Origin of the sequence: Paenarthrobacter sp. (assembly GCF_031180005.1) — a bacterium.
Lineage (GTDB): Bacteria > Actinomycetota > Actinomycetes > Actinomycetales > Micrococcaceae > Arthrobacter.
The window spans coordinates 33,212-47,434 of record NZ_JAPSHI010000020.1; the positions used below are offsets into that span (position 1 = coordinate 33,212).

The following is a 14,223-nucleotide window of genomic DNA, read 5'->3' on the forward strand; positions in this document are numbered from 1 at the left end:
TGAACTTCTGTTCGGTCATTGCCGGACCCGGTCCCGATCTTCGGAACATCCATCCATGGTAATCCTGAGTTTCATAACTGAAGATCTTGGTTTGACCCTGGCTGGGGAGCGGCAAGCAGGGGCTGCGCTTACTGCGTGGCCCCGTCTTAGCAATCGGCGTACCACTCCAGGAGTTCTCATGCCCGGTCCTTCAGCTACCCAACCGCAGCGGGTCTTCAAAGGGTTTCTTGTGCCCTTGGTGCTTGCCATGGTGGCAGCGCTGCTGCCTCTTACAGCACCAGCAGCAGTTGCAGCAGGGCCTTGCGACCCCGTGGTGAACCCTGTGGTCTGCGAGAACTCCAAACCGGGCAGTCCACCATCGGAGTGGGACATCCTTGGAGCCGGGGATGACAGCATTCAAGGCTTCTCCACCGAGATCAGCGTCAATGCCGGCCAGCCCATCCGCTTTAAGGTGGATACGAATGCGCCGAGCTACACCATAGCGATCTACCGCACAGGCTGGTACGGCGGCAATGGAGCGCGCAAGATCGCGGATGTAGTGCCGTCGGTCCTCCGCCAGAATCAACCTGCCTGCCGGAGTGACCTCACCACGGAGCTGTACGACTGCGGTACGTGGGCTGTATCAGCAACATGGCAGGTACCGGCAACAGCAGTATCAGGTGTTTATGTGGCCCTGCTGACGCGGCCTGATACCGGCGGTCAAAGCCACATAACGTTCATTGTCCGCCAGGACGCCAGCCGCTCCGACGTGGTTTTCCAAACCAGTGACACCACATGGCAGGCGTACAACACTTACGGAGGCTCCAGCTTCTATGAAGGCGGTGACAATGGCAGGGCCTACAAGATCAGTTACAACCGGCCCATGAACAGCCGCGGCGGACCCGATGGCAGGGATTTCTACTTTGCCAACGAGTACCCGATGGTCCGCTTCCTGGAGCAAAACGGCTATGACGTCAGCTACATCAGCGGGCTCGACACTGACCGCAGCGGGAGTTTGCTGCTCAACCACAAGGTGTTTTTATCCGTGGGACACGATGAATACTGGTCCGGCCCGCAGCGTGCCAACGTCACAGCGGCCCGCGATGCGGGCGTCAACCTGCAGTTCCTGTCCGGAAACGAGATGTATTGGAGGACCCGTTTCGAACCCTCAATAGTGGATGGGGCTGCCGGGCGTACGCTGACTTCCTACAAGGAGACTTGGTCCAACGGCAAAATAGACCCGAGCCCACAGTGGACAGGCACCTGGCGGGACCCGCGCTTCGCATCGCAGGCCAACGGTGGAGGACTCCCTGAGAACGGGTTAACGGGAACGCTGTACATGTCCAATTATTCCGACCTTCCCGTGACCGTCAGCTCCGAGGAAGGCAAAACACGGCTATGGCGCAATACCACCCTGGCGTCCCTCCCGGCAGGCTCGTCGGCGGCGTTGGCTCCCCACACCGTGGGGTATGAGTCAAACGAGGACATCGACAATGGGTTCCGTCCGGCGGGCCTCATCCGCCTATCAACAACGGTAGGCAGCGTATCCGAATATCTTCAGGACTACGGGAACACGGTGAAACCCGGAACGACCACCCATAACGTTACGCTGTATCGCGCTGCGAGCGGGGCTTTGGTGTTCTCAGCCGGCAGCGTGCAATGGACCTGGGGCCTTGATCAGGAACACGACGGCAATGGGGCGCCAGCTGATCCGAGGATGCGCCAAGCCCAAGTCAACCTTCTTGCTGACATGGGGGCGCAGCCGGCTTCGCGTGCAGCAGGTCTCGTGGCCGCTGCCGCGAGCAGCGATCGGACAGGACCCACGGTTACTGTTACCGCCCCGGCGAATGGGGCCACCATCCCCCACGGCACTAAGGTGACCGTCAGCGGCACCGCAGCCGACACCGGCGGGGTGGTTGCCGGCGTCGAGGTTTCCACGGACGGCGGCAGCACTTGGCACCCTGCCGTGGGAAAGCAGAACTGGACCTACAGTTACATACAGCAGGGCTTGGCAACTGCTTCCATCCAAGTCCGGGCGATCGACGACAGCGCCAACATTGGAACGACGACCACCCGCAGCCTCGTAGTGAGCGGACCATACAGCGTGTTCGGCCAGACGATTCCCGCGATCCAGGACTCCGGCGACGGTGGCGCCTACGAAATGGGACTACGCTTCACTCCCACAGTGGACGGCTTTATCACCGGCGTCCGCTTTTACAAGAGCGCGGCAAACACAGGCACGCATACGGGCTCGCTCTGGAGCTCCTCCGGCGAGCGCCTGGCCACGGCCACCTTTACCAACGAGACTGCCACGGGCTGGCAGAGCACGCTGTTCAGCCAACCCGTGGCTGTCGCCGCCGGGCAGAAATACACGGTCTCGTACTGGGCACCACAGGGGCACTACGCCACCAAAGAGTTCCAATGGGCGAGCTTCGGATCCACTGCTGCACCGCTGACTGTGGCTGGTGGTTTTGGCGCTGAACCGGCTGGCGTGTACAGCACATCGCAGAGCTTTCCGACCGCCAGTTTCAACGGGGGCAACTACTTCGCCGACGCCATCTTCAGCACCGTGGACAACTCCCCGCTGACGGTGTCCGGGCATTCCCCCATCCCGTCGTCATCGAGCATTGCGGTTGCCACCAAGGTCAGCGCGGTGTTCTCCAAGCCCGTCACGACCGCCAGCGTCCAGTTGACGTTGCGGTCTGCTGCCGGCCCGGTAGCCGGAACCACAGCCTACGACGCCGCTACCCGCCGCGCCACGTTCACGCCGACGTCGCAGCTGGCCTTCAGTACGCAGTACACGGCGACGCTTGCCGGTACCGACACGGTAGGCGGCCAGGTAACCTCAGGCGGCACGTGGACGTTCACCACAGCGGCCACGTTGCCGGTACCCGGTTCCTGCCCATGCAGTCTCTACGATGACAGCGTGACGCCAGGGATTGCGGAGATTCGTGATGGCGTTCCGTTGACTTTGGGCGTGCGGTTCTCAAGTGTTTCGGCAGGCGAGGTCACCGGCATCCGCTTCTACAAGTCCGCCGGCAACACCGGCACGCACACAGGCGCCCTCTACACGGCTACTGGCCAGCAGTTGGCAACAGTTACCTTCGCCAACGAGAGCAGCTCCGGATGGCAGACCGCAATGTTCAGCCAGCCCGTCCAAATTGCTGCGAACACTGAATACATAGCGTCCTACAAGTCACCCACGGGCGCCTACTCGGCCACGTCAAACGGCTTCGGGTCCGGTATGAGCGTTGGCCCCCTGAGGACCGTCTCGGACGCGGGCGCTTACACGTACAGTGGCGATTTCCCTGGTTCGCGGTCGTCCGCCAGCTACTTGGTGGACGTGGTGGTCATGGTTCCGACACCGCCGTTCACCGTAGGCGGCCATAACCCGATCCCGAACGCCTCCAGTGTCCCGCTGAACTCGACCGTGAGCGCAGTACTTTCAGAGGCCGCAGTTGCATCAAGCGTCAACTTGTCCCTCAAGACTGCCGCCGGCGTCGCGGTTTCAGGAACCACCGCCTACGACACAGCAACGCGTAAGGTCACGTTCACTCCCGCGGCCCCTTTGGCGGCGGGTACAACGTACACGGCAACGGTGACCGCGACGGCGGCTTCCGGACAACCGATGTCTGCCGGTGGTACCTGGCAGTTCACCACTGTCCCGCCGGCCGGCACGCCTGGTACGTGCCCCTGTACCTTGTACGAGGACACAGTGACGCCAACCACCCTTGAAGTCAATGATGGAGTGCCTCTGACGTTGGGCGTCCGGTTCACCAGTGACACCGCCGGCCAGGTGACCGGCGTGCGCTTCTACAAGTCAGCGGGGAACACCGGGACCCACACCGGATCCCTGTACACGGCGGCCGGCCAGGTTTTGGCTACCGTCACCTTCACCAATGAATCCAGCACCGGCTGGCAAACAGCCACCTTCAGTCAACCGGTGAACATCCAGGCCGACACAGAGTATGTAGCCGCCTACAAGACGACTACAGGTAAATACTCGTACACCGCCGGAGGATTTAGCGAGGGCTTCACCAGGGGACCGCTGAAGACCGAGCCTGGTTCCGGGGCCTACTCCTACAGCGGCGACTTCCCGAACACCTCATCCACGACAAGCTACCTCGTGGATCTGGTATTCACCGTAGAGGCACCGCCACTGACGGTGGCGGCGCAGGTGCCCGCTCCCGGCGCAACGGCGATTCCGACTGACGTGAAACCGTCCATCACGTTCTCCACGGCCATAAATCCCGGGGCCTCGTTCACGTTGACCGCGAACGGCTCGTCCGTGGCCGGGACGGCTGCCTTGTCCGCCGATGCCCGGACGATCACCTTCACGCCCACGGCTGTCCTGCCGGCCAACACAGTGATTTCCGTCAGCGTCTCCGGTGTGGCATCTCCACAGGGGCAGACCCTACCCCCGAGCAATTGGCAATTCACCACGGCTAGCGCCGAAGTGCAGCAGAGCACCATCTTCGGTTCGCTGCTCCCACAAGTAGCGGCCGTCTCGGAAACCAAGTCGGTGGAGCTCGGGACGGCCTTCACGGTTTCGCAGGCAGGAAACGTGACCGGCATCCGGTTCTACAAGGGAACGGGCAACACTGGTACTCACTTCGGATCCCTGTGGAATTCTGCGGGTAGCCGCCTTGCTCAGGTGACATTTACGAATGAAACCGCCACCGGCTGGCAGACGGCGACGCTGTCCGCCCCAGTCGCCTTGTCCACGGGCCAAACCTATGTGGTGTCTTACCGGGCACCCAACGGCAGGTACTCCTATACACAAGGCTTCTTCAACCAAACGTGGACAAGTGGTGTGTTCACTGCCTCCGGCCCGAATAACGGGCTCTATCGGTACGGATCCGGCGGCGTGATGCCGACCAACTCCTGGAACGCCACGAACTACTTCGTTGACGTGGTCTACTCCACAACGGCCCCGGCCCAGCAGCAGACAGCACCATTGGCCACAGCCACTCCAACGGCCACAGCCACCACCACCACTGCCACGCCGACACCAACAGCAACAGCGACAGCGACCCCGACGGCGACTGCCACCCCCAGTCCGACCCCGAGTCCCACACAAACCGGCGGGCTTCTCTGCGGGCTGCTACGGGTCTGCTGACGGTCAGCAGGTAGCGGAGAACAATCAGCGGACGACGCTGGGCGACCATCCGTGGGCGATGAACAAGCTTGGCTGGGACGTGGGGTCCGTTCCGAGTTTCCAGATGTTACTGTCACCATTGCCGCCCTCGGCTGCCAAGCCATAGAGCAGGTTCTGGTTGTCCAGCCACTCGATCTGGTCATCAACGCTGCGCTTCTCGGAGAGCACGGTTTGTTCTCCCGTAGCGAGCTCAAGGACCGCGACCTTCCAGTGTGCGGCCAGCGCCCCGCCGTCGTTCTTCTTAAACGCGATCCGCGTGCCATCAGGCGAGATGGACGGACATTCGACGTTGTCATGAATGGCAGTCAGGGTCTTCGCGGACAGGCTCCCCCGAACCAGCCAGGTGCGCCCCGAGGAAGCGGCCGTTGCGTAGAAAACATCGCTCTCGCCAGGAGCGAACGTCACGCCCCAAATGTTCCTGTCCATGGCAAGAAGCCGCTCGCCGTTCACCATCAGGGCGAAGTCCTCGAGGTTCCCGGATGTGCCTTCCGGAAGGCTGATCTCGGTGGCGGTGGAAAAACCAGCCGTGGCATAGGAGTGGCCCGAGACGAACACCGTAGTGGCAATCATGGATCCGTCGGGGCTGATGCGGGTCCTGCTGGGTATTCCCGGAACCGGCCATGCCCGTTGTTGCTCCCAGTTGCGGTCCAGGACAGCAGCTTCAAACGCCGTCACGAGTCCCCGGTTTGTCTTCAGGCACACTACCTTCTCCGGCGTTCCGTAAACGCGGTCGCATTCCTGCCCACTGACGGCCCGGGGCCCATCGGGAGATGCCAACGGAACAGTGGCCGCGTTTCCGTAGCCTTGGCCCGATGCTGTGTTGCGAAACAGGATAAAGGGTCCTGCCGGAAGCGGCTGGCTGGCCGTGACGCCCACGGACGAGGCCGCTGTGCGGCTTTCCTCGAAACGCTGGTAGGCCCCCACCGCATAGACACCAGCCGCCACCAAAACCAGTGCCGTGACGGCGAGGAGGGCGCCCCACCGCAGCTTGCCTTCAGTGAGCGCGCCGCTCATGCCTCGTTGCTCGCGTCATCCGAGTCCCCGGACGCTGCGACCCGTGCCCCACGCAGGATGAAGGCCACAGCCACAACAGCGCAAGCGAGCAACCCACCGGCCACCATCATGGCCGTCGGAGCACCAACCGCATACCAGAGGACACCAAAACCTGCCGATGCCAACATCCGGGTGAGCGCCACTACGGTCTGTGCGGACGCGATGCCAGTAGCGAGTTTTCCCGGAGGTGTCAGTTGGCTGGCCAATGCGGCCAACACACCGTCGGTGGCTGCGTAGAACGCCCCCAGAAGGATCAGGCAACCCACGGTGGCCCACAGCCCTCCGAAGGGTGCCGCCGCGAGGAGGTACGTTGCCAGCAGTGCGATATGTCCACCCACGAACACCGGGATTTTTCCCACCCGGTCAGCCAGCCGTCCGAACGGGATGGCGAACGCCAGGAACACCACATTCGTGCCTACGAACAACAGCGGAAACCATTGAACAGCGAAGGAATCCCGCGCCTGCAGCACCAGATAGATGAAACCGTCGCCAATGGTCACCAAGCCCAGCAACCCGGCCGCGATCAACAGCTTGCCCAGCCCTGGCTCCTTCAGGTGCGACCAGGAAAAAGCAAAAAGACGGCGACCTTCGCGTTCCGCAGTGCCTTTGACGCCATGTGCCTTGATATCAGGCACAACCAAGGCGAGGACGGCAACACCGATCACGGCGAACGCCAGCGACACCACGAACACCGTGCTGAAACCGTTGGGAATCATCAACAACACGAAAAAGGCGATCAACGGCCCGGCTGCAGCGCCGATATTGTCCAGCATGCGATGCACGCCAAACGAACGAGCCAGATGTTCGGGCTGTGCTGAGACTGAAATGAGGGCGTCCCGCGGCGCCGTGCGAATGCCCTTTCCGATCCTGTCGCCGGTCACTATCGCCGCAATGGCCCAGAACCCGCCCGCGAAAAGGAATCCGATCCTGGCAAGCATGGATAAGCCGTAGCCGGCCAACGCTATCCGTTTGGGGTGTCCGCTGCGGTCGGCAGCCCAGCCGGCGGCGATCCTGACGATTGCACTGGCGCCTTGGTTGATACCGTCGATGAACCCGAAGGCAATCGTGGACAGACCCAGGAATCCTGTCACGTACAACGGGAGGATCGCGGTGACCGATTCCGAGGAAACATCGGTCACCATACTGACAATGCCCAGCCACAGAATGACCGGAGACAAACGGAACGGCACTTCGCTCGATAGTGCCGTTCGTGTTCCTTCCGGCTTGTCCCGTTTGCCACGGTCCGAGAGTGAAATGTACATCGCTGCCCCTAGTCCGCCGCCGTGTGCAGGCTGCCCAACAGCTGGAAGCGTGAGTTGCCTGTGCCAGTCGTCGACACTGAAACCGTGACCGTGTCTGTGCCTCGCACGAATCGTTCGGCTAGTGCGCCCTCTGCGGCGGGCGCCGGCTCAGACCAGAACCCGTGGGCAACCAACGACTGACGGAAGGACGCCAAGACCTCTGGTTGTGGCTTGGCAATGATGCCATCAGCAGCCACTTGTAGGACATTTCCCGACGTCGACACTGACGTGGAACCGATCGTTGTTCCTTCGGGCAACGTCAGGATGTCGGCAGGCCACCCGTCAACCACTCCACCGGCGGCGCTGCCGGGCTCGGGCAACCCGGTGACCAGCGGCGCGGGGGCAGATGGTTGAGGCAGTCCTGTGGGGGTAGCCGTCACCGGAGGCAGGACTTCAAGCGGCTTGGCAGTGGACTGGCCAGCATCACCCTCACCGCTGTTGCCTGCGCTGCCGTCATCATTGCCATCAGCCCCCGACGTCGGGCTGCCGGACAGAGGATCGCCGGTGGGATCTCCGGCACCGCCAGGGGATGCTCCCCCGGACGAGGTATTGCTGGAGCCCGCGCTCGGAGCGGACGACGATGTGCTTTGGGCGGCAGATGGCCCTGGTTGCCCAGCCATCTGGTCCAGAATTATGGCGCCGGCGGCGATCAGCACAGCAAGGCAAATGCCCACAATGACCAACCGCCGCGCCATCATGGCATGCCCGGGGTGATTGGGCTGCCGACAGGTTGGTGGGCCTTTTCACGAAGGACGGCGGATAGAACTGACGCCACCCACATTGTGGTGGCGTTGATCTTTGCGATGGCGATTCGAAGCGCCAAGCTGTTCATGGGGACAGTCTGCCATTGCGATCCGGATTCCGGAACAGTTTTGGGCCTACCAACGTCCATTCCGAGGCCGCGGTTGGCATACAGGGCAGGTGTAGGAAGATCGGTTCATAAACTGTTCCCGCTTAATGGTGCTGTGCAGGCCCAGCGCCTCGCAGCGGCCGCACAATTCACCAGCACGTCCGTAGACATTCAGCGACCGGGCGAAGTACCCGGAATCGCCGTTGACATTAACATAAAGCGAGTCGAAACTGGTGCCTCCTGCGGCAAGGGCTGCGTTCATGACGTCTTTCACAGCATCCACCAGCCTTTCAGCATCCGCCCGGCGTAGCGCGTCCGTAGCCCTGGCGTAATGGAGGCGGGCGCGCCACAAGGCCTCGTCGGCATAGATGTTCCCGATGCCGGAAATAACCGACTGGTCGAGCAGGGCCCGCTTCAGTCCCGTCTTCCGCCCCCTGACCTTGCGGTAAAACGCTTCGAACGAGAAAAAGGGGTCAAGCGGATCCCTGGCAATGTGCGCTGCTTCTTCTGCGATCTCCGGCAGGGGCGTTTCGCCCAAGCCGCCCGGTCCGCCGTCGACAGTTGGCACCAGGGACGTCACGAACAGGCCGCCGAAAATTCTTTGGTCCACGAAACGCAGCTGCTCCGGCATACCGTCCACGGGACTGAGCCTGATCCTCACTTTGAGGTGCTTTTCATCCGATACTTCAGGGTCCTGCATCAGCAGCTGGCCGCTCATTCCCAGATGCGCCATCAGCGCCACCTTCGGGAAACCCTCGCTGAGGTCCGATGCTTTTGCGGAATCAGTTTCAGGCGAGTCGGACATGGCCAGTGGCATCCAAAGGAATTTCCCCCGCCGTACGACGTCCATCACAGTGGCTTGCTCAAGATTTCCGATGAAATCTTCGGTGCCCAGTGTGTGTCGTCGGATGGAGCGCGGATCGAGGACGTCCACGCCAGTAACAGTCCGGCCACGAACCCAGCGGGCCAGGCCGCGGCGGACTACCTCTACTTCGGGAAGTTCAGGCATCTGGCTTCAAGAGGAAGCAGGACCGGCAGTAGTGGGATCCAAGGCGGTCAGAGCGCGCCAGGCATCAGCGGCGGCTTCCTGTTCCGCTTCTTTCTTGGAGTGGCCCGAGCCCCGACCGTAGGGAGTTCCGCCGATGTTCAGAACTGCCTCGAACGTGCGGGCATGGTCCGGCCCTGAACCTTCCACGGCATAGTGGATGGCACCCAGCTGCCGGCTGGCCGTAAGTTCCTGGATGCTCGTCTTCCAGTCAGTACCCGCCCCAAGTGCGCCTGCATCCTTGAGGAGCGGGCCTACCAGGCGCATGACCAGTTGACGTGCGGTCTCGATATCGTTCGAGAGATAGGTAGCCCCGATCAGGGCTTCCATGGTGTCAGCCAGGATGGATGCCTTGTTCTTACCGTCGGTGAGCTTCTCGCCCTGCCCAAGGTAGATGAACTCCCCGACGCCGATCTGCCGGCCAATCCCGGCCAGCGCGCGCGTACTAACGACGGCGGAGCGTCGCTTTGCGAGTTCACCTTCCGGCAGCGAGGGGTTCTCACGGTAAAGAGAATCGGTCACCGAAAATCCCAGGATGGAGTCTCCAAGGAACTCGAGGCGCTCGTTGGTGGGAATCCCGCCGTTCTCATACGCGTATGAGCGATGTGTCAGAGCAAGACGAAGCGTCTCGGTGTCAATCGAGACACCGAGACGCTTCAGAAGCTCTTCAGTTGAAGACATCCTTAGTCAGCCTGTACGGCAGATTAGGCGTCTGCGACCTTGCGGCCCTTGTATTCAAGGAACAGCGCGGTGCCGGCAGAGTCAGTGACGACCTTTGCCTGGTGCGGCAGGCTGTAGGTAACCTGACCGTTTTCGATGGTCTTGACCAAGTTGGGGGCAGTTGCCTTCCACTGGGCACGGCGGGCGCGTGTATTTGCGCGAGACATTTTCCGCTTGGGAACAGCCACGGCTATCTCATTTCTCTCTTAGACGAACACTTACTAATCGGTTTGCCGGTCAGTCTTAGCCAGATCAGCTAGGGCAGCCCAGCGAGGGTCAATGACCTCGTGGTGGTGCCCCGGCTCGTCTTCCAGGCGCGCTCCACATTCGGAACACAGGCCCTGGCAGTCTTCCCGGCACACCGGCTGGAACGGCAGCATAGTGACAACTGCGTCCCGCAACACCGGCTCAAGATCGATTAGATCGTACTCGACTCGACGTTGCTCTTCATCGTCTTCTTCGCCTGAAAGCTCAACGCCTTCATAGAAGAAAAGTTCTTGCACATTGACCTCAAGGTCATACGCAAGGGGATCCAGGCATCGACCGCATTCGCCGGTTACTTCGACGACTACGGTTCCGGATACCAGAATTCCTTCGTGTACGGCCTCAAGACGAAGATCCAGCTCGATTTCCGAGCCTTCCTTTACGCCAATGAGCGCCACACCAAGGTCACTTGGCGCAGGTACATGCTCGTTGAGTGTCCGCATGGTCCCTGGACTGCGTCCAAGGTCCTTGACTACCAGCGCCAAGGGCGAACTTGCATCTCGCTTAATGAGAACTCCTGTAGAACATATGACCGACGTACCATCTTAGCCTGATCACGCTTGAGGACTCAAACCGACGCCGGGCGCGCGTAAATGCGCGGTGATTTCAGCTTGGGGACTCTGCGCGAAGGCGCAAGGTACCCGACAAGCCTACCCCTTGCGCGGCGGTTCCGTTGGCGGCTCGCCAGCGAGGAGCCTCTTCAGCACCGATTTGGGGACGAAATCGGAGATGTCTCCACCGAGGACGTTGACCTCTTTTATCAACGTCGAGGAAAGGTGCACGTAATGCGCTTCCGCAGGCAGAAAGACCGTTTCGATGCCGGCCAACTGGCGATTCATGGTGGCCATCGGCAACTCGTAATCAAAGTCCGACGATGAACGAAGGCCCTTGACTATGGCTGAGACACCGCGGTGGCGGCAATACTCCGCCAGCAGCCCTTCACCCATCGGCTCAACGATGATGCCGCGCAAAGAGGCCAATGTTTCCCGCGCCATCTCCATTCGGTCCTCGAGGCTGAACCTGTACTTCTTGGCGTAGTTGGTGGACACGGCCACGATGACTTCGTCGAACAGGCCCGCGGCCCGGGCGATGACTTCGAGATGTCCATTATGGATAGGGTCAAAGGATCCAGGGCATACCGCGCGTCTCATGAGACGAACCTACCCCATGGCTTTGCCGGGATACCATGTCTGACATGGCATCCGCAGGCAGCAATTCTTCCCTTGATATGAGCGCGGGCACCACCGCAGGTAACAACGCAACACCATGGCAGCGGGCGGCCATGGGCGCCAACCTGCTCTCCCCCGAAGGAACGCTGGGCGTGACCATTTTCGAGGAAATGACCACCTTGGCACTGTCCACTGGTGCCATCAACCTCGGCCAAGGTTTTCCCGATGAAGACGGGCCCGCGGAAATCAAAGCGGCAGCCCAGTCTGCCATCGCCGCTGGAGCAAACCAATATGCGCCCGGTAAAGGCGTTCCCGCGTTGAGGGAAGCCATCGCCACCCACCAGCAACGCTTTTACGGGCTGAACCCGGACCCCGATACCGAGGTTCTCGTCACGACGGGCGCAACAGAAGCGATCGCAGCGACACTGCTCGCGTTCATCCAGCCCGGCGACGAAGTCCTGACCTTCGAACCGTTCTACGACTCCTACGGGGCCATCATCGGCGTGGCTGGAGCCAAACACGTCACCGCTCCCCTGCTGGCCCCGGACTTCCTTCCCGACCTCGCGATGTTGGAAAACTCCTTCAGCAACCGCACCAGGGTTGTCCTCCTGAACAACCCGCACAACCCCACGGGTGCCGTCTTTCCGGAGTCCGTCTTGTCCACGATTGTGGAACTGGCTGCAAAGTACGGCGCGATCATCGTCAGCGACGAAGTCTACGAGCACCTCACCTTCGGCGTACCCCACATACCCATTACGTCGCTGCCCGGCGCCGCCGAACGTACCATCACCATTTCATCCGCCGGAAAGACGTTTTCCTTCACCGGCTGGAAAATCGGCTGGCTCAGCGGTCCGGCACATTTGGTGGCGGCAGTGCGCACGGTGAAGCAGTTCCTGACCTACAGTTCAGGCACCCCCTTCCAGAACGCCATCGCAGTGGGCCTTGGCCTTCCCGATGAGTTCTATAAAGGCATCGCCGATCAACTGCGCCACAAACGAGACATCCTCGCACAAGGCCTCCGGGCCGCCGGCTTCGGCGTTTACAACCCAAGCGGCACCTACTTCATCAACGTGGACACGGCACCGCTGGGGATCCGCGACTCCGTTGACCTCGCAAGGCGACTGCCAGGGCTCGTAGGCGTGGCAGCTATCCCCGTCCCGGTCTTCTGCCATCCGGAAGGAGCCGAGCGTATGCGAAGCCTGCTGCGTTTCGCGTTCTGCAAGAAGACCGACGTCCTGCAGGAAGCGGCCGAACGCCTTGCCACCTTGAAGGATCGGCTCTGAACGCCAAGGGCTCCGGCCAGCACCAGGCAACACGCTTCCTACGAACAACAGGACAACACGCCACTATCGAGAAAGACACCCTCGTTGAAGGCGGCTTCGTCCTTAGTATTGGCGGGGCCGAACAATCGCACGTGAACCTGGCCCATCCCTCGGAGATCTTCTATGAGTACCTCCGCAGAATCGGGCACGTGGTGGATTTGGCTGCAGAACCCGGAAACCCCATCAGCGCCCTGCATCTGGGCGCCGGTGCCCTCACCCTGGCTCGATATATCCAAGCCACCCGTCCGGGCTCAGAGCAATACGCAGTTGAGCTTGAGCGTGAGCTTTTGGACTTCGTACTTCAGAAGCTGCCCATGCCTGAAGGCACCACGATGACCACCCACATCGGCGACGCCCGCGACGCACTGGCGGAGCTCCCCGCGCACGTGATGTTCGACGTCGTAATTCTTGATATCTTCTCCGGGCCGGAGGCCCCTGCCCATATTGCCTGCCGGGAATTCTACGAGGAAGCCGCAGGCAGGCTTCGGCCGGAAGGGGTGTTGATCGTCAATGTGGGTGACGAACCTGCGCTGACGCTCGTCCGTAGTCAAGTGGCCGCGCTGCGCCAGGCGATGCCGGACGTCGCCGCCTTCGCTGAGACGGGAATGTTCGCTGGCCGCTACCCGGGCAACATCGTTTTGGTAGGCACATGCAAGCCGTGGTCCCCGGACTGGACGGCGCAACTGCTGGCGCGTGGCCCCCACCCCGCCACCGTCCTCACCGGTGTAGACCTGGACAGGATCACGGGCTAACGAGACGGTCCGTTAGGCCGGCTCAGCGAACCACAACTTGGTCTCGCCATATTTCTTGTCGGCGAAACATTCCAAGGCGTCGGGCCACTCAGGCTCAGGGCTCCGCGAACTCCGCTCCACCACAACAACGGCCGCATCGTCCAAATGCGGCCCCAACTTTGCCAGTACAGCACTCAAGGCAGGCTCGTCCAAGGGGTATGGCGGATCAAGGAAGACGAGATCCCACATGTCCGTGTCACCCGCACGCTCCAGGAATGACTCCACCTTGGAACGATGGACTGAGACCCTTTTCCCGCCCAGTAGTTGGTTCACCAGATCCGCATTGCGCTGGCAGACGTCGCTTGCCTTCGCATCAAACTCCACCAGATCCACAGTCCGGGCCCCTCGGCTGGCACTTTCGATGCCCAAGGATCCAGAGCCTGCATAAAGGTCCAGGACCCGGGCATCGTCAATGACTGCCAAGGATTCCAAACGGGAAAAGAGCGCCTCCTTGACCCTGTCCGTGGTGGGACGCGTGGCCGTTCCGGGGACGCTGGCCAGCGGGTTCCCTCCACCAACTCCGGCGATGATCCGGCTCACAGGGATTCCCCATGAGCGCGCTTCCATGGAT

At 61.5% G+C, this 14,223-nt stretch carries 13 protein-coding genes; 3 read left to right on the forward strand and 10 right to left on the reverse strand.

Annotated features, from left to right (window positions below; all coding sequences use genetic code 11):
• Window positions 1-178 precede the first annotated feature (178 nt).
• On the forward strand, window positions 179-5,098 hold the full coding sequence (locus tag RIF72_RS14695) for a DUF4082 domain-containing protein (RefSeq protein WP_309075582.1): 4,920 nt from the start codon (window positions 179-181) through the stop codon (window positions 5,096-5,098).
• 24 nt (window positions 5,099-5,122) lie between these two features.
• On the opposite strand, the gene RIF72_RS14700 is transcribed toward RIF72_RS14695, so the two are convergent.
• The 9 genes from RIF72_RS14700 to coaD all read right to left on the reverse strand — a co-directional run bounded on the left by RIF72_RS14700 (window position 5,123) and on the right by coaD (window position 11,521).
• Entirely contained in the window at window positions 5,123-6,151 is a 1,029-nt protein-coding gene (locus RIF72_RS14700) for a hypothetical protein (RefSeq protein ID WP_309075583.1), read from the reverse strand.
• Window positions 6,148-7,380: an MFS transporter gene (locus RIF72_RS14705; RefSeq protein ID WP_309075615.1), complete on the reverse strand. Its 1,233-nt coding sequence runs from the start codon at window positions 7,378-7,380 to the stop codon at window positions 6,148-6,150. Before RIF72_RS14705 ends, RIF72_RS14700 begins: the two co-directional genes overlap by 4 nt.
• Before the next feature lie 80 nt (window positions 7,381-7,460).
• Window positions 7,461-8,189 carry a hypothetical protein gene (locus tag RIF72_RS14710; protein ID WP_309075584.1) on the reverse strand — a complete coding sequence of 243 codons (729 nt, stop codon included), beginning with the start codon at window positions 8,187-8,189 and terminating at the stop codon, window positions 7,461-7,463.
• A complete protein-coding gene (locus RIF72_RS14715; protein ID WP_309075585.1) occupies window positions 8,186-8,323 on the reverse strand; it encodes a hypothetical protein in 138 nt (45 codons plus the stop codon). Before RIF72_RS14715 ends, RIF72_RS14710 begins: the two co-directional genes overlap by 4 nt.
• Before the next feature lie 46 nt (window positions 8,324-8,369).
• Window positions 8,370-9,350, reverse strand: a complete 981-nt coding sequence (gene mutM / locus RIF72_RS14720) for a bifunctional DNA-formamidopyrimidine glycosylase/DNA-(apurinic or apyrimidinic site) lyase (protein WP_309075586.1) — start codon at window positions 9,348-9,350, stop codon at window positions 8,370-8,372.
• A 6-nt stretch (window positions 9,351-9,356) separates the two neighbouring features.
• On the reverse strand, window positions 9,357-10,067 hold the full coding sequence (gene rnc / locus RIF72_RS14725; RefSeq protein ID WP_017199629.1) for a ribonuclease III: 711 nt from the start codon (window positions 10,065-10,067) through the stop codon (window positions 9,357-9,359).
• A gap of 23 nt (window positions 10,068-10,090) precedes the next feature.
• Window positions 10,091-10,294, reverse strand: a complete 204-nt coding sequence (gene rpmF, locus RIF72_RS14730; protein WP_011775139.1) for a 50S ribosomal protein L32 — start codon at window positions 10,292-10,294, stop codon at window positions 10,091-10,093.
• Window positions 10,295-10,327: 33 nt separating this feature from the next.
• Window positions 10,328-10,855, reverse strand: coding sequence for a DUF177 domain-containing protein (locus tag RIF72_RS14735; RefSeq protein ID WP_309075587.1), 528 nt, complete (start codon window positions 10,853-10,855; stop codon window positions 10,328-10,330).
• A 165-nt stretch (window positions 10,856-11,020) separates the two neighbouring features.
• Window positions 11,021-11,521 (reverse strand): pantetheine-phosphate adenylyltransferase, encoded by a 501-nt coding sequence (coaD, locus tag RIF72_RS14740; RefSeq protein WP_309075588.1) that lies wholly within the window; start codon window positions 11,519-11,521, stop codon window positions 11,021-11,023.
• 77 nt (window positions 11,522-11,598) lie between these two features.
• Between coaD and RIF72_RS14745 the strand changes: the two genes are divergently transcribed.
• Both RIF72_RS14745 and RIF72_RS14750 read left to right on the forward strand, forming a co-directional pair.
• Complete coding sequence (locus RIF72_RS14745) at window positions 11,599-12,822, forward strand: aminotransferase class I/II-fold pyridoxal phosphate-dependent enzyme (RefSeq protein WP_309075616.1); 1,224 nt, start codon at window positions 11,599-11,601, stop codon at window positions 12,820-12,822.
• Window positions 12,823-12,953: 131 nt separating this feature from the next.
• Window positions 12,954-13,613, forward strand: a complete 660-nt coding sequence (locus tag RIF72_RS14750) for a fused MFS/spermidine synthase (RefSeq protein WP_309075589.1) — start codon at window positions 12,954-12,956, stop codon at window positions 13,611-13,613.
• A gap of 12 nt (window positions 13,614-13,625) precedes the next feature.
• Here the strand turns inward: RIF72_RS14750 and rsmD are convergent, their stop codons facing one another.
• The gene (gene rsmD, locus RIF72_RS14755) at window positions 13,626-14,219 is read right to left on the reverse strand and encodes a 16S rRNA (guanine(966)-N(2))-methyltransferase RsmD (RefSeq protein WP_309075590.1); all 594 of its coding nucleotides are present in this window, start codon (window positions 14,217-14,219) and stop codon (window positions 13,626-13,628) included.
• Window positions 14,220-14,223: the final 4 nt, after the last annotated feature.